The 16,641-nt window shown below is 30.0% G+C and carries 13 protein-coding genes and 1 other RNA gene; all 14 read right to left on the bottom strand.

The genetic code is table 11. The features are described from left to right. Positions 1 to 72: 72 nt before the first annotated feature. Complete coding sequence (locus M2214_RS12440; RefSeq protein ID WP_248478859.1) at positions 73 to 846, bottom strand: MerR family transcriptional regulator; 774 nt, start codon at positions 844 to 846, stop codon at positions 73 to 75. A gap of 209 nt (positions 847 to 1,055) precedes the next feature. Next, positions 1,056 to 2,420, bottom strand: a complete 1,365-nt coding sequence (locus M2214_RS12445; protein WP_248478866.1) for a diguanylate cyclase domain-containing protein — start codon at positions 2,418 to 2,420, stop codon at positions 1,056 to 1,058. Positions 2,421 to 2,469: 49 nt separating this feature from the next. Next, a complete protein-coding gene (cheB, locus tag M2214_RS12450) occupies positions 2,470 to 3,501 on the bottom strand; it encodes a chemotaxis-specific protein-glutamate methyltransferase CheB (RefSeq protein ID WP_248478868.1) in 1,032 nt (343 codons plus the stop codon). Between the two features lie 131 nt (positions 3,502 to 3,632). Further along, the gene (locus M2214_RS12455; protein WP_248478870.1) at positions 3,633 to 5,864 is read right to left on the bottom strand and encodes a hybrid sensor histidine kinase/response regulator; all 2,232 of its coding nucleotides are present in this window, start codon (positions 5,862 to 5,864) and stop codon (positions 3,633 to 3,635) included. 17 nt (positions 5,865 to 5,881) lie between these two features. After that, the gene (locus tag M2214_RS12460) at positions 5,882 to 7,927 is read right to left on the bottom strand and encodes a methyl-accepting chemotaxis protein (RefSeq protein WP_248478878.1); all 2,046 of its coding nucleotides are present in this window, start codon (positions 7,925 to 7,927) and stop codon (positions 5,882 to 5,884) included. Positions 7,928 to 7,952: 25 nt separating this feature from the next. After that, entirely contained in the window at positions 7,953 to 8,441 is a 489-nt protein-coding gene (locus M2214_RS12465; RefSeq protein ID WP_248478880.1) for a chemotaxis protein CheW, read from the bottom strand. Continuing rightward, complete coding sequence (locus M2214_RS12470) at positions 8,428 to 9,882, bottom strand: CheR family methyltransferase (protein ID WP_248478882.1); 1,455 nt, start codon at positions 9,880 to 9,882, stop codon at positions 8,428 to 8,430. The genes M2214_RS12465 and M2214_RS12470 overlap by 14 nt, the downstream gene beginning before the upstream one ends. A 388-nt stretch (positions 9,883 to 10,270) precedes the next feature. After that, positions 10,271 to 10,423 carry a helix-turn-helix transcriptional regulator gene (locus M2214_RS12475; RefSeq protein ID WP_330651497.1) on the bottom strand — a complete coding sequence of 51 codons (153 nt, stop codon included), beginning with the start codon at positions 10,421 to 10,423 and terminating at the stop codon, positions 10,271 to 10,273. Positions 10,424 to 10,518: 95 nt separating this feature from the next. After that, positions 10,519 to 10,868: a transfer-messenger RNA gene (gene ssrA / locus M2214_RS12480) on the bottom strand. 5 nt (positions 10,869 to 10,873) lie between these two features. Continuing rightward, positions 10,874 to 11,332, bottom strand: coding sequence for an SsrA-binding protein SmpB (gene smpB, locus M2214_RS12485; RefSeq protein WP_248478891.1), 459 nt, complete (start codon positions 11,330 to 11,332; stop codon positions 10,874 to 10,876). A gap of 264 nt (positions 11,333 to 11,596) precedes the next feature. Continuing rightward, complete coding sequence (rnr, locus tag M2214_RS12490; RefSeq protein WP_248478893.1) at positions 11,597 to 13,717, bottom strand: ribonuclease R; 2,121 nt, start codon at positions 13,715 to 13,717, stop codon at positions 11,597 to 11,599. A gap of 134 nt (positions 13,718 to 13,851) precedes the next feature. After that, positions 13,852 to 14,025, bottom strand: a complete 174-nt coding sequence (locus tag M2214_RS12495) for a LiaF transmembrane domain-containing protein (RefSeq protein WP_248478895.1) — start codon at positions 14,023 to 14,025, stop codon at positions 13,852 to 13,854. Between the two features lies 1 nt (position 14,026). After that, positions 14,027 to 14,437: a PspC domain-containing protein gene (locus M2214_RS12500; RefSeq protein WP_248478897.1), complete on the bottom strand. Its 411-nt coding sequence runs from the start codon at positions 14,435 to 14,437 to the stop codon at positions 14,027 to 14,029. Positions 14,438 to 14,529: 92 nt separating this feature from the next. Continuing rightward, entirely contained in the window at positions 14,530 to 16,548 is a 2,019-nt protein-coding gene (locus M2214_RS12505) for a sodium-translocating pyrophosphatase (RefSeq protein ID WP_408648331.1), read from the bottom strand. Between the last annotated feature and the right edge of the window lie 93 nt (positions 16,549 to 16,641).

Raw genomic sequence — 16,641 nt, forward strand, 5'->3', positions numbered from 1 at the left:
AAAGTCTATACCATATATAGAGTCAAGAGTTTAAATTAAAATTTGCAGTTCATATAATAAGTCATCATTTTCTCATTGTTCTAATGTGTTAAACAATTGAACTTCTACTCCAATACCTATAGTATTAATATTATTTTCTTCAATATATTTTCTTAATTTATCTGATGCCACTTCTCTTTCGTTATTTAAATATGCTATGCATATAAATTTCCCACCTGGTATGTCTTTAATACCTAACGTGTTATTTTCAATGTCATCAGCATAAATTGTTGAGTAAAGACTTTTATAACATATCTCACTTTCATTTAAAAATGAATCTAAATAAATAAAATATCCTGTTTCTCCTTCAAAGCCCATATCATTTTCTTCTAAAATTTTATCTAATTTTCTTATTTTTATTTCAATATCAATTTCTTTATCTTTTTTATTCAATAAAGTATCCATAATAAATCTCTTTTTAATTTTTCTAAAATATATTTCATTAGTTTCTTTAAGTTCTATTGCATATTTTATTTTATTTTCTATACGCCCTATATCCTTACTTATTTTATTTAATCTAATTATCTCTTTTTCTACTATCTTCTGTTGTTTTTTTATAATTGATAGTAGCTTGACAATATCCTTGTTATGTAATAAATCATTAAGCTCTTTTAAAGGATATCCTATATATTTTGAATACTTTATTAAATCTAAATAGATAAACTGATCTATTGTATAATATCTATAATTAGTCTGTTGATCAACATAAGCCGGTTTTAAAAGCCCCATTTTATCATAGAGCCTTAAAGCTTGAATAGATATATTATTAATCTTTGCTGTTTCTCCTATTGAAAAATATTTTTTCATAAACTCCTCCATTAATAAAAAATTCATCTAGTTGCTACACACTGACTCATGCCGCCAACAAGTCTAACGACTCTGTTGCTTAAAGATAGTTGCAAGTGTAGTTCTTCCATCAATATTATTTACAAAACGAAAATTTTATAATCCATTAGTATATAAAAACCGTACCAGATTATCCAGTACGGTTTTTTATTTTATACTTTTTCTAATCCCTAAATACTGCGCTTACCTTTCTTATATTCATACATCAATTTATCCGCTCTAGCTATTAATTCCTTGATATCTATTGGATTTTCAGGGTCAAAATATGCATATCCTATACTCATAGATATATTAAATGGATGATCATTTTTATTGTTAAATTCCATTTGTTTATCTAAAAGTTTGTTTATTAGTTCTTTTCCATACTGTTCATCTACATCCATACATAGAGCTGCAAACTCATCTCCACCTATTCTTGCAAGTACGTCATTTTCATTAAAAGTATTTTTTAAAATATTTGAAGCCCCAACTAATGCACAGTCTCCTTGAATATGAGATAGATTATCGTTGATAACCTTCATACCATCAATATCAATAAAAAATAATACCATTCCTTTTCTATTCCGTTTTGCAAATTTAATTTTATGTTCAACTATACTAAAAAAACCTCTTCTATTATATAATGATGTAAGTTCATCTGTAAGAGATTGAATTTTTAGCTTTTCACGAAGACGTACCTTTTCAGTAGTATCTCTAATAGATAAAAGATATGCATCCTTACCTTCCCAACCTGTTTCTGAAATACACACTTCTCCAATAATTTGATTGCCATGTCTATCATTTATTGTAGTTTCTTTAATTCCATTTTTGATTTCATCAAAATCTAAAATATCAAATATTAATTCTTCATAGTTTTCTCCAAATAACTTGTTTGCTGCGGGATTAAGATATAGTATTTTTTTATAGTGGTTAATTACTACCAGAGCATCTGTATTGCTTTCTAGAATTCCTCTGTAATTTTTTTCAAGCTTTCTAATAGTTTCAAATGCTTTTTTTAATTCATCATTTGCATTCTCAAGTTCTTTACTTTTTTGCACAGCATTTTCAAATGTAGAAAGCAGAAGATCTATTATTTGTATTCTTTCTGAATTAATAAAATGCTTTTCTCCCGCGAAAAATACTTCTATACCCATTTCTCCAATTTTATTTTTTCTCAACTCAACATTAATAAGCATATGCTGGATTCGAGAAAGAAGAAATTTTTCATTATATGGTTTTGTGATAAAGTTATCCGCCTTAACCTTCAGCCCTTTTATAACGTCTATAGGATCTGAAAGTGATGTAAGCAAAATAACTGGAATGTGGCTTAACTTATAATCCTCTTTAATTTTTTGACATAGCTTATAACCATCCATGTTAGGCATAAGTATATCTGTTACTACTAAATCAGGTATAAATTTATTAATGTATTCTAAAGCTTGCACTCCATCATTTGCAATTATTACTTTATAATTTCTTTTCTCAAGAATAAATTTTAGTTGTTCAGCTTGAGTTAGACTATCTTCAACAACTAAAATTTGTATTTCTTTATTCATTTATATTTTTCCCCTCCCTATATATAATAGCTACTACTATGATTAAAATCTATATTTTTCCGAATAACTCTGCAATTTTTTCAGGTGGAAGGATATATTTAGCTGCATTAAGCTTTATAGCTTCTCCTGGCATACCATGAATTACAGAAGTTTCCTTATCCTGTGCTACAGTAATTGCTCCTTTATCTTTTAATTCTTTTAATTCTTTAACTCCATCTTTTCCCATTCCTGTAAGAAGAATTGCCATGGAATTTTTACCATAATAATTTGCAACAGATCTAAATAAGTATGAAACTGATGGCATTAATCCATTTTCTTTTTCACCTTTATTTAAAAGTATTTTTCCATCATTTCTAACCCCCATATGAAATCCATCAGGTGCAAAATAAATATGTCCAGGCAATGCCTTTTCTCCCTGTGAAGCTATATGTATAGGATACTCTGTAAATTTAGAAAGCCAATCAATAAGTCCTTCTAAAAATCCAGGCGCTATATGCTGTACAACAAGTATAGGAATTTTAATATTGGAGGGAAGCTTAGAGAATAAAGTCTGAAGAACAGGAGGCCCTCCTGTAGATACCCCTATAGTTGCTATTTTTAAACCTAAAAAAGCGTTATTTGCCTTAGTTCTATCTGATAAATTTAGTTTAGTGTTTTTATAATCTGCTTTACGCTTTACAACTTTTACCTCTGACATTAACTTAACCGTATCAGTAATGTTTTGCGATATTTTATAAAAATTATCGTTATCTATTCCTTCTGGTTTTTCTATAACTGAAACAGCTCCAGCTTCAATAGCCTTAAAAGTTCTATCTACGTCATTCGAATCAAGCAGCCCACTTATTACTATTATCGGTATAGGATTTGTTTCCATTATCTTTCTTGTTGCTTCAAATCCATCCATTACTGGCATACTTATATCCATAGTTATTATATCAGGCTTATTTTTATTTATAAATTTAATTGCTTTTTCTCCATTATTAACTACTCCAATTACTTCAATATTATCGTCAGAATTTAGTATATACGTTATTAATTCTTGAGTAGTAGGAGAATCTTCAACTACAAGTACTTTAATCATCTTTTACACTCCTGAATAGATTTTTTTATAATGAATAGGAAATTATAATCTTTAAATACTATATATTAATATAATTTCAATTATTAATTTCAAAAAAGTCTACATTTAATATCTTCAGAATAAAGACTTTTTTATATTAACCTTTTTATAGTTTCTAGTAAATTGTTTTGTCGGAAATCACTTTTTACAATATACGCGCTAGCTCCAACATCTATACCTCGTTCCTTATCTTCTCTTGATTCAAGTGAAGTCACAAGAATAACAGGTATTTCAGAAATTTCACTATCATTTCTAATTTTTGCTGTTAATTCGAATCCATCCATTTCAGGCATTTCAACATCTGTTATTACAAGATCAAACTTTTCAGATTTCATCAAATTCCAACCTTGAAGTCCATTCACTGCAGTTTTCACACTATATCCATGGCTTTCTAAAATATTCTTCAAAAGAGTTCTTGATGTAATTGAATCTTCTACTACAATGATCATTTTGTTTTGAACAATGTCTTTTTCACTATGATCAATAATATTTAGAGATTTACTGCCATATTTAAGTGATGATTTTATTAAATCGGATACATCTAATATAGGTACAACTTCTCCTGAGCCTAGAATAGTTGCTCCTGTAATATTTCTAACTTTTTTTAATTGTTTATTAAACCTTTTTACAAGTACTTCTTGTTCTATTATTATATCATCTACACTTAAAGCAATCTTGTTTTCCATATCACTTACTACTAAAACTGAAATTACTTCATTAGAAACTTCTTCTTTTCTTTCATCTTTTAGTTCTAAAATATCTTTTAGCCTTACAATAGGAATTATATATCCATCTAATAATATAGTCGCTCTGTTTTCCATTATTTTAACTTCATCTTTTTTAATTCTCATAACCTTTTCAACTTTTCCAGTTGGTATTACAAAATCTTGTTTTTCTACCCTTACAATTATTCCTCTATTAGTTGAAATTGTTATAGGAAGCATAATTGTAAATGTAGTCCCCTTTTCTTTTTCACTTTTTACAGTTATCTTACCTTCAAGCTTTTGTACTTTTTCATGCACAATAGCAAGTCCTAATCCTCTACCGGATATATCAGTAATTATATCACTAGTAGAAATTCCGGATCTAAAAATAAGCATTTTTGCACTTTCATCATCAATAACATTAACTTGATCTTGTGTTAAAACATTATTTCTAATAGCTTTTTTCTTTAGTTTCTCGATATCTATTCCTACTCCATCATCAGAAATTTCAATTTTCACTGTATCACTGCTTACCTGTACAATATTCAAATTTATTCTCCCTTTAGAAGATTTTTCAATGCCATGGTCAATACAATTTCTGATAATATGCATAAGAGGATCTTTCATTTCTTCTAAAATTCTTCTATCAATTTCTACTTCTGTCCCCTTACTTATAAATTGAATTTCTTTACCTATATGTCTAGATAAATCCCTGACCATCTTAGGAAATATTTCTATTATAGAAGAAAAAGGAAGCAGCATTATGCTTTTTATATCTTCTATAAAAGTGTCTGTCATCGTCTCTATTGTTTTTGCCTCATTTTCAGCAGATTTTAGCAAATTATCTATATTAGTTTCTAGCATCTCAATAAATGTATAATTATTTTCTTTTTTCCATAAACCAAGTAATTCCTTGATTTCTTTAATCTCCTTAGCCCTTTGAATAGAAGAAAGTTTTGCATAAATCATTTCTTCTCCTTGAAGCAACAAAGAATCTAATTTAGATTTAGAAACTCTAACAATTTCACTTTTCCTATCTTCAGGAACTTTAATAATATTATTATTTTGTATTTTTATATCTTCTTTAATTTTTACATCTTCAGAAGCTTTTATAATATTAACTTTTCCTTCTTGTACATACTTAGATTTTATATTTATATCAGTTTTTATATCTTTATCACTGTGAACATTCTTAGGTTTTATTAAATGACTTTTCCCTAAACTACCGGATTCTATTTTTTTTAGTTCACCCATAATCACTGAAATATCTTTAATTTCACCTTCATTTAAAGAAAGAATATCTTCTATAGTATCCATAGCTTCATTAAAAATATCAAACATTTGCTCATTTAATTCCAATGTTTCTTTTTTTATTTTAGAGAATATATTTTCTAGAGTATGACAAAGAGTTTCAATTTCTTTCATACTCACTGCTCTTGATGCACCTTTTAAGCTGTGAAATTCTCTATGTATCGTCTCAACAATTGTTTTTTTTTCTTCTTTAGCAGATATTTTTTCTAATTCAAGCAATGACAAGGAAATAATTCTTAAATGCTCATGAGCTTCTATTGTAAAGGTAGAACGTAACTTTTTAAAAAATTCAGCATCATTTATATGCATTCCTATCATCTCTTTCCTTAAATCTTGTATTTTTCAGTTAACTGCTTAAGTCTATATCCCATTTCTTGAAGTCTGCTTGTTGCCTCTTCTAGCTGTTTCATGCTATCAACATTTTGAATACTAGCCTCGTTTATGCCTTCCATTGCTATTGCTACCTGATCCATTCCAATCAATTGTTGCTGGCTAGATGCTTCTATCTGTACAGCTGCCTGTGCAGATAGATTTATATTTTCCACAAGTTGGTTTATAGAATGACCTGCTTCACCTGCTTGTTTCATGCCTGCATCAACAAGCTTTATTCCTTTTTCTGTTGTCATTACAGCTGTATTCGCAGCTTTTTGTATATCTCTTAATATATTTCTTATCTGCTTAGTACCTTGCTTTGATTGCTCTGCTAAATTTCTAATTTCTTGTGCCACTATTGAGAATCCTTTTCCATGTTCTCCCGCTTTAGCTGCTTCTATTGAAGCATTTACAGCAAGTATATTAGACTGCTCTGAAATAGTGTCAACACTCTCTATAAGCTCACTAATGTTCTGACTCTGCTCACTTAAACCTAGTATACTTTCTGCTATTTCTTGCATTTGACTATTGATAACATTCATTCCTTGTAATGTATCTTCTGTTGCCTTATTTCCTAACTTAGATATTTCAAGTGATTTTTTTGCATTATTTGAAACATTTTTTGTTTTTTCACTTGATACATATACCGTCTGTTTTACCTCTTCAACTGTCGCTGTCGTTTCACTAACTGCTGAAGAAGTTTGAGCTGCTCCTGTTGTAACTTGGGTAAGAGAAACTGTAATTTCATTAACAGAAGCTGCGAGTACATCTACTCCATTAATAGTTTCCTTTGTTTGTTCTTTAAGATTTTTCAGCATATTCCTAATCGCTTGTGTCAAAATTCCTATTTCATCTGATCTTTTTTCTTCATCTAATTCAACAGTTAAATCTCCCGTAGCTATTCTTGAAGCCACATTTGCGATTTTCATCAAAGGAGTTGCAATATTAGACGATATAATAATTGAAAATATTATTATTAATATTGCTGCAACTATTAAAATAACTGTCGTTAAATTTTTTAATTTATGTACTGATTGAAATGCTTCAGCTTCGTCTATTTTAACAAGTACAGCCCACTCTAAGCCATCAATAGTTAATGGAGTATATGCAACAATCGATTCAATACCATGATAATCAATATATGTATCAACAGCTGTCTCTCCAGTTGTTACAACAGCATCTGTTCCTTTTGTTCTTATTTCCTTTAAAAGTATAGCTGATTTTTTTGCCTTTATTTTTTCATCTTTCTCATATTCTACAAACCTAGTATTACTTCGTAATTTATAATCCTGTCCAATTAAAACAACTTCTCCACTCTCACCAAGTTTTAAAGATTCCCAGTTATTATTATTCGATACAATTTCGTCTATTTCTTCTGTTCCCATTTTAAAAATAAGGACACCAATTTTTTGATCTCCTTTAAGAATTGGAGAAGCTATCCCTAAAATTGGCTTTTCATTAGAAGGACTATAGAATTCATAATCTGTTATTGTTGTAAAATCTTTATCACTACTATTTCTTGCAACTTCATATGCCTTTGCAATATTTGTATCTTTATAAGGTCCAGTCAAAAGATTCGTCCCAAAATCAGCTTCTTTAAATGCTGAATATAAAACATTTCCACTTGAATCTACAAGCAACACATCTCCATGCCCTAATTTATCAATAAAATTTATAAATGTAGGATTATATTTTTCATGTACATTATTATAAGAACCGCTGTTTAATCCAGCCTTCGTAAATTCTTCCATGGCTTCTACAACAGATGGTTCCTGCGCCATATAAGTAATTCTCTCTTGATTCACTTTAAAATGATCTTCTATTTCTTGTTTCTTTGTATCCCTTGTAAAAATAAGTTGGTCCGTAGCCAATTTTTGTAAGGTTTTTTCTGATTTGTAATAATTTAATTCTCCTATAGTAATAGCAGGTATAATAGCTACTATTAAAAAACATATAATCAACCTTGCTTTTAAACTTTTAATCAAATTTTTCTTTGTCATATTTATGTTTTCTCCCTTCAAATGATTAAATTACATCTTCATTAACAATAATTTTTTCATCTATCATTATATTTTTTATGTTTAAAACAATACTTCTTTCTCTTGTTATTCCTTTAAAATAGTCAGTATTAAAATTAGTTATAGTTAAAACATTTTTTTGTATTTCTGATAAATAAATATCCTTACATCCTAAAATGCCATCTACAGCTATTCCAACTTCTATTTCATCACATTTTACAACAATTACTTTTTTTACTTTATCTGCATCTATTTTTTTCATAGTAAAACCAAAAAAATTCCTTATATCTATTACTGATATTATTTTTCCTCTAAAATTCATTATCCCTACTATAAACGAAGGTGTACAAGGAAGCATAGTAACATTTTTTATAGAATACACCTCATTTACATATCCAATTTCAACTGCATATCTTTGATTGGAATCATCATCATTTATCACAAATTCTAAAATTTCAGTACTTCCAAATCTTCCTTCCTCATTACTTTTTTCCATATAAATCTCCCTTATGGTTTATATTTTTAATCATGTGCTTTAATACTCCAACTGTCATTTCTTCTGAATAAGGAACTACATCCTCTTCATTAAAATTATCAAGTAATGTAAGTGTATTTTTAAAATTTTTAGATGCTTGAATATATTTATCTTGTTTCAAATTTAAATTCCCTAAGTCAAAATAAGCCATAATAAAATTGTGATCAAGATAAATAGCTTTTTTTAGTGATATAACAGCTTCACTAATATCTCCTTGCTCTTGCTGAATACTGGCAAGAAGATAATAATAAAAAGGATTTATTTTATCAATAGAAATAGCCTTTTTGCACCATTCGATAGCTTCTTCAAGTTTTCCATCATTAGCAAAAGAAAGAGCTATTATTTCAAATTCCTGTGCATCCATCTCCTGTAAATCTAGTTTCTCTTTCTTTGGTAATTCATTCTTACTTTTTATTGTAATATGATTATTTATTTCTAAATTTTTGTTATATGTAATTATCTCATTTTTCATTATTTCATTTTGCATTATCAAATTTTCATCTATAATAATATTATTAAAAACATTATTGTCAAACGACTTTACTGAATTATTTTTTTCAATGCTTTTATTATATAAAAATATATCATTAATATTTACAGGTGTAAAAGAAGTGTCATTAACAAATAAACTTTCAGTGGGTGCTACAATAAGCCAACCTCCATCTGCAATATTATTGTAAAAGCGGTTAATTATTTTATTAGCCTGATACTTGCTAAAATATATAAGAACATTTCTACAAAATACAATATCTATATCTTCTATAATCTTCTTATCTAGTATATAAGTTGAATCAGCCAAATTCAAACTATGAAATTCTACAAGTTCTCGTATGTCATCTTTAATCTTATAACTCATATCATCCATTCTAATAAAATACTTATTTTTGACACTTGAGTCTACACCTCTAAAAGACCATTCACTGTATATTCCTTCTTTAGCCTTACTAAGAGATGAATGATTTATATCAGTGGCAATAATTTCAATATCCCAAGTTTTATAATCTGGAATAAGTTCTTTAACTAAAATTGCTATAGAATAGGCTTCTTCACCAGAAGAACAGCCTGTACTCCAAATTCTTAATCTTTTACTAGAACATTTTCTATCATTAATTATATCTGGCAATATTTTTTGTCTCATTACCTCAAATAATTTTTTATCTCTAAAAAAATAAGTTTCCCCAATAGTAAGGCAGGTCACCAAATTTTTGAGATCTTCTTCAGACAATTTGTTTAAAAGTATTAAATTTATGTATTCTTTAAAATCAATATTTTTTTGTTTTGCTGCATTAGATATGCTTCTTGAAAGATCTTTAAATCTTTTTTCTGTGAAATGTAAGCCAAACCTTGTTTCTATAAAATTATTTATATGATGAAGAACATTTTTCGGAACACCATTGATCATTTTTATCCCTCTACTTAATTTTGAGATTTTTAATTTATATATAATAGTCCCTTTTATTATATATCATATCAAATCCAGCATAAATGTTTTTTTAGATTCCATAACATTATAAACATTACAAAAACTAAAAAATTCATCTAGTTGCTAGGCACTGATTCATGTCGCAAACGATTCCTACGGGCTCCGTTCTCAAAATTCACATGCGTTCATGACGCCAACAAGTCTAACGACTCTGTTGCTTAAAATAGTTGTAAGCATAGTTATTTCATCAATGTTATTCACAAAATAGAAATTTTATAATCCCTTACTGTATAAAAAGACCATACTAAATTACTTTAGTATGGCCTTAGATTTTTCTTATTTATTTACTTTCCACCTTTTCCTTTACTCATATAACAGATATTCCTGCACTAGATAAAAGATCTATCTCTCTGTAAATAGTCCTTTGAGATACACCACACCTTTCGGCAAGCTCTTTTGCTGTTATTGTTTCTTTATTAAGTAAAATAATTATTATTTCCATCAGTCTATTGATTTTCATATCTATCACCAATTATATTATATCAAATATTTAAACCTTTTAATTTTTCACATTAAAAAACCGTATAGATTTCTCTATACGGTTACAATCCCAATTGGTGGAGGCGAGGGGAGTCGAACCCCTGTCCGAAAGCCCTTTCCCTAAAGCTTCTACGAGTGTATCTACTATATTAAGTTCTCGTCTCTCTCAGCGCCTAGTAGCGGGCTCTAAGATCGACCAGCCTTAGTTAATCTGTCTTTAGTCAAGGCACCCTAAAGATAGGTCCCCACTTCAATGACGTTCTAGTCTAACCCGTGGGCAAGTTAGGTAGAACGAGCAGCTATATTAAGCCGCTAAAGCGTAATTATCGTTTGCGTTTATATTTAGTCCCTAGTTTTTACATGTTCTAGAGAAACATGACTCGCTACTCTAAGTTCCAAACCCCCGTCGAAACCTTTACGCCCCCATGTTTTAGTATCTGCTCGACATTTCTCTTTGAATACGTCTTTGAGCATCTTTTTTAGCTAAATCATGGCGCTTATCATAAAGCTTCTTACCTTTAGCAAGTCCTATAGATACTTTAACCTTACCTCGCTTTAAATATACACTAAGAGGTACTAGTGAGTATCCTTGTTGGTTTATAAGTCCAATAAGCTTTCTTATCTCTTGCTTATGAAGTAATAACTTTCTAACTCTAAGAGGATCTACATTAAATATATTTCCTTGCTCATATGGGCTTATATGCACTTGTCTTAAGAACACCTCTTCATTATCAACAGAAGCATATCCATCTCCTAAGTTCAGTTTACCTGCTCTTATAGATTTAACTTCTGTACCTTTAAGCTCAATACCTGCCTCATAGACTTCCTCTATAAAGTAGTTATGTCTAGCTTTTCTGTTTGATGCTAAGATTTTGTTTCCTTCACCCATAATTTCACCCTCTTACTACTTCAATACTTATTGTGAAAATAATAATACCATATCTAAAGCTAATTGTCAAGATTAAGACTTGAGCTTAGACTTTTAAACTCAAGCCTTAATTATATGATTTTCAACTTACTCAAATTTTATCCGAAAGCTAAAAGTTCTAAGACTCCACCATCTTAAGGCTGGAGATAAGAACTTAACATCTTCTGGATTAGTTCAACTAGAAATTCAGTTGGAGTAAAAACTCCATCTGAATTAAGTTTCACTTTATACTATTGTAAGCTCTATTTCTTTAAAATCTATATTTACACTAGATACTTTAACTCTTAAACTATCTCCTATTTTATAAGTCTTCTTAGTGTGCTCTCCAATTAAAACGTAGTTATCAGAATCAAATATATAATAGTCATCATTTAAATTAGAAAGCCTTATAAGCCCTTCTATAGTGTTCTCTACCTCTATGAACATACCAAATGATGTAACACTAGATATTCTTCCTTCAAATTCTTCTCCAATCTTATCAGCCATGTATTCTGCTTTTTTAAGATCTTCAACTTCTCTTTGAGCATCATCTGCTGCTCTTTCTCTTAAAGATGACTGATCTGCAGAGTATGCTACTATCTGCTTAAGTTTTTGTAGTCTCTTTTCGTCTATCTTTCCATTTATAGACTCTTTTATTATTCTGTGTATTTGAAGATCTGGATATCTTCTTATAGGTGATGTATAGTGAGAATAATATTTTGCAGCAAGCCCAAAGTGTCCAGAGCAATCTGGTGAATATCTAGCCTGCTTTAATGATCTTAACATAAGTGTAGAAACAACTAGTTCTTCATTTGTTCCTTTAATATCATTTAAAAGAACTTGTAAACTCTTTGGATGTATATCTTCAAGATCTCCCTTTATATGATATCCAAATGTCGCTACAAACTTGTTAAACTGCTCTATTCTCTCTAAACTTGGAGTTTCATGTATTCTATAAACAAAAGGTATTTTAAGCCAGAAAAAGTGCTCAGCTATTGTTTCATTGCTGACAAGCATAAATTCTTCTATTATTTTATTAGCTATCCTTCTTTCATACTTCTTAACATCTAATACCTTTCCATTCTTATCAAGTATTATTTTAGCTTCTGCAAAATCAAAGTCTATGGCACCTCTTGATGATCTTCTCTTCATAAGTATTTTTGCAAGTTTTTCCATAGTTCTAAAGTCTTCTACTAAGTCACTGTACTTATTTATAAGCTCTTCATCTTCATTCTCAAGTATATCAGATACATCAGTATATACCATTCTAGCTTTAGTCTTTATTACAGACTCAACTATTTCATGATTTAAAACCTTACCACTGTCATCTATTTCCATAAATATAGATAAAGTAAGTCTATTTACATTAGGATTTAAACTACATAGTCCATTAGATAATTTAGTTGGAAGCATAGGTATTACTCTATCTATTAAGTATACAGAAGTTCCTCTTTTTAAAGCTTCTTTATCAAGCTTACTTCCTTCTTTAACATAATGAGTTACATCCGCTATATGAACTCCTAATTTATAATTTCCATTATCAAGCACTTCTATAGATACTGCATCATCCAAATCCTTAGCATCTGCTCCATCTATAGTAAATGTAGTTATATTTCTAAGGTCAACTCTTCTCTCTATCTCTTCATTAGGTATCTCATCACTTATTCTTTGAGCTTCTGCTAATACCTTATTAGGAAATTCCTCAGGTAAGTCAAGTTCTCTAATTACAGATAGTATATCTACACCTTTTTCACCTTTTTTGCCTAATACTTCTATTATTTTTCCCTCTGGATTTCTTCCTTTTTTAGGCCACTGAGTTATTTCACAAACTACCTTATCGCCATGGCTCGCTCTTAAAGATTCTGCTTTTGGTATATATATATCTCTTGTAAACCTTTTGTTATCCGCTACTACAAATCCAAAGTTTTTGCTAGATTCATACACTCCAACCACAGTCTTAATAGATCTTTCAACTATTTTTATAATTTCACCTTCTGCACGTCTACTCTCTTTTGCGGTCTCCATTATTCTAGCTACAACCTTATCATTGTGCATAGCTCCATTTAAATGTTCTGCTGGTATAAAAAGATCTTCTACTCCCTCTTCATTTGATACAACAAATCCAAACCCTCTTTGATGCATTTGCATTCTTCCAACAAATAAGTTCATTTTATTAGGAAGACCATATCTTTTCTTTTTAGTCTTATATATTTCTCCTTCTTCTTCAAGTTCATCTAAAAAATTATAAAACATAGCTCTTTCAGCTGGATGTACATCAAATATATTTGAAAGTTCCTCTTTAGTTAAAGGATTATATGCATTTTCTTTCATAAACATAAGTAATGTTTCTTTCATTCCTGGTATCATCGAATACCTCCTATTAAAATTAAAGTTTTAATTATAGTTATATGTTTTCCATTTATTATTATTTTAAATCCTATTTTTAGTAATGTAAATTTTAACACTAAGTCTTATGATATCATTTTTTATACACTAATACATCATTTTTTTCTATTTTTAAAAATAATATCAAGACCTATACCAATTAGTATCACAGGCCAAAATCTAACTAATATATCTATGGTAGATACATCTATAATATTGAAGTTTTCCAAAGTCCATCCTATTCCTAAAATTATAAAAAATAAACCCCAAATCAACCCACCTTTATTCACATTAATCATCTCCCTGCTTTTTAACTATAATACATATCCCAATTACAATGAAAATTATAGGCCATAATTTCTCTATTCTTACCCAATATAAATACTCATCTATCAAGCTAAAAAGACCTAGTAAAATTAATATTATCCCTAGTAAAACTTTATTTTTCCTAGATCTTTCCTTATCATATCTAGATATACCTTCATCGTATTTTTGTTTATTCATATTATATTCACAAAAGCTCTCTTGTGGTATTATAACTGCGCATATTATATAAGCAAAAATTCCCAATCCACCTGCAAAGAACCCTAATATCCATAAAACTCTAACTATAGTTGAATCAATGTCAAAGTATTTCGCTAACCCGCCACAAACACCAGCCAGAACTCTGTCATCTAATGATCTATAAACTTTTTTATTCATAAAAATCATTCCTTTCTCAATGTATTTTCCTATTAATAGCAAAAAGAACTGTATATTAATATAATATACAGTTCTTTTAGATATATAAACATTTATTTTAATAATTTTAGTAATATTCCTCCATACTGAACAAATAATGGAGCAAATACCAAAGATACTATAGTCATAAGTTTAATCAAAATATTTATAGATGGACCTGATGTATCCTTAAATGGATCTCCTACTGTGTCTCCTACAACAGCTGCTTTATGAGGCTCACTTCCTTTACCTCCATGTTTTCCTGATTCTATATATTTTTTTGCATTATCCCATGCTCCACCTGCATTTGACATCATTATGGCCATAAGTATACCAGATACTAAGGCTCCAGCTAAAAGTCCTCCTAGACCTTCTGTCCCAAGTAATAATCCAGTTAAAATAGGAGATAATACAGCAAGAACTCCAGGTACTACCATTTGCTTTAAAGCTGATGCAGTTGATATATCTACACATTTTGCATAGTCCGGCTTTGTAGTTCCCTGCATTATTCCAGGCATTTCTCTAAATTGTCTTCTAACTTCTTCTATCATCTCAAAAGCAGCTTTTCCTACAGCCTCCATAGTCATAGCTGAGAATAAAAACGGAAGCATACCACCAATTAGCATACCTGATATTACTACAGGATTAGTTAAATCTATTCCGCTAAGATTTGCAGCTTCTGTATATGATGCAAATAAAGCAAGTGCTGCAAGCGCTGCTGATCCTATTGCAAACCCTTTTCCAATAGCAGCTGTAGTATTTCCAACAGAATCTAGCTTATCAGTTATATTTCTAACTTCACTTGGCAGCTCACACATTTCTGCTATTCCACCTGCATTATCAGCTATAGGTCCATAAGCATCAACAGCTATTGTCATTCCCGCTGTTGATAGCATACCTACAGATGCAAGTGCTATTCCATAAATTCCTGCAACAGAATAGGCCATCAATATACCAAGTGCCATAACTAGTATCGGCAATAATGTAGATCTCATTCCAACTGCAAGACCTGATATTATAGTTGTAGCAGGTCCAGTTTCAGATTGATAAGCAATTTTTTTAACGTGAGAATAATCGCTAGATGTATATATTTCAGTTAATTGACCTATGCATATTCCAACTATTATACCTATTAATACTACCCAAAACCCCTTTAAATCTCCTAACAAGTTATTTGATAAGAAAAATCCAAATCCCATAGTTAAAATTGACGATACATAAGTTCCCATCTTAAGTGCCTTATGAGGGTCACTATTTTCATCTGCTTTTACAAAAAATGTACCTATTATACTTCCTATTATTCCACCTGCGGATAATAATAAAGGAAATATAGCTCCATTTATACCGTATGCTATAAGTCCAAGCGTTATAGCTGCTATTAATGATCCTACGTACGATTCAAACAAGTCAGCACCCATACCTGCAACATCGCCTACATTATCTCCTACATTATCAGCTATAACAGCAGGATTTCTCGGGTCATCTTCTGGTATTCCAGCCTCTACTTTACCTACAAGATCTGCTCCTACATCGGCAGCCTTCGTATATATACCCCCTCCAACACGTCCAAATAGGGCAAGAGAAGAAGCTCCAAGACCAAATCCAGTAAGTATCTTTGCTGATTCAGATGGATTGTTTCCTAACTTATAAAGAATTAGAAATAAGAATCCCACTCCTAAAATTCCAAGACCTACTACTGTCATTCCCATTACAGCTCCACCAGAAAACGCAACACTTAATGCCTTGTTCATTCCATTTTCTTTGGCTGCATTTGCAGTTCTTACATTTGCTTTTGTTGCAACCTTCATTCCAAAGAAACCTGCAAGTGTCGAGAACAATGCTCCTACTAAAAAGCACACTCCAGTAAGAGGGCTTATAAATAAACATAAAACTATAAATATAGCTCCTACAAATAAAACCAAGGTCTTGTACTCTCTAGTCAAAAAAGCCATAGCGCCTTCTTGTATGTATGAAGAAATTTCCTTCATCCTATCAGTACCAACCTCTACCCTGTTAATCTTATTTGCTAGTATAAATGCAAATAACAAGGCTATAATACCTGAAAGTGATGCAATACCTGCATATGAGATCATCTGCATAACCTCCCCCTTAAGATTTATTTTAGCTTTTAAATAGCTATACTAGTTTTATATTATTTTATTTGTCCTATTATGATATATATTTAA

It is taken from the genome of Tepidibacter aestuarii (assembly GCF_934924865.1).
Classification (GTDB): domain Bacteria; phylum Bacillota; class Clostridia; order Peptostreptococcales; family Peptostreptococcaceae; genus Tepidibacter_A; species Tepidibacter_A aestuarii.

Coding starts and splice junctions, on each gene's coding strand:
- M2214_RS12465 (WP_248478880.1), bottom strand. CDS start 8,441: ATGGAAAAAAGTAATGAGGAAGGAAGATTTGGAAGTACTGAAATTTTA.
- M2214_RS12440 (WP_248478859.1), bottom strand. CDS start 846: ATGAAAAAATATTTTTCAATAGGAGAAACAGCAAAGATTAATAATATA.
- M2214_RS12505 (WP_408648331.1), bottom strand. CDS start 16,548: ATGATCTCATATGCAGGTATTGCATCACTTTCAGGTATTATAGCCTTG.
- M2214_RS12445 (WP_248478866.1), bottom strand. CDS start 2,420: ATGAATAAAGAAATACAAATTTTAGTTGTTGAAGATAGTCTAACTCAA.
- M2214_RS12470 (WP_248478882.1), bottom strand. CDS start 9,882: ATGATCAATGGTGTTCCGAAAAATGTTCTTCATCATATAAATAATTTT.
- M2214_RS12460 (WP_248478878.1), bottom strand. CDS start 7,927: ATGACAAAGAAAAATTTGATTAAAAGTTTAAAAGCAAGGTTGATTATA.
- M2214_RS12455 (WP_248478870.1), bottom strand. CDS start 5,864: ATGCATATAAATGATGCTGAATTTTTTAAAAAGTTACGTTCTACCTTT.
- rnr (WP_248478893.1), bottom strand. CDS start 13,717: ATGATACCAGGAATGAAAGAAACATTACTTATGTTTATGAAAGAAAAT.
- M2214_RS12500 (WP_248478897.1), bottom strand. CDS start 14,437: ATGAATAAAAAAGTTTATAGATCATTAGATGACAGAGTTCTGGCTGGT.
- cheB (WP_248478868.1), bottom strand. CDS start 3,501: ATGATTAAAGTACTTGTAGTTGAAGATTCTCCTACTACTCAAGAATTA.
- M2214_RS12475 (WP_330651497.1), bottom strand. CDS start 10,423: ATGAAAATCAATAGACTGATGGAAATAATAATTATTTTACTTAATAAA.
- smpB (WP_248478891.1), bottom strand. CDS start 11,332: ATGGGTGAAGGAAACAAAATCTTAGCATCAAACAGAAAAGCTAGACAT.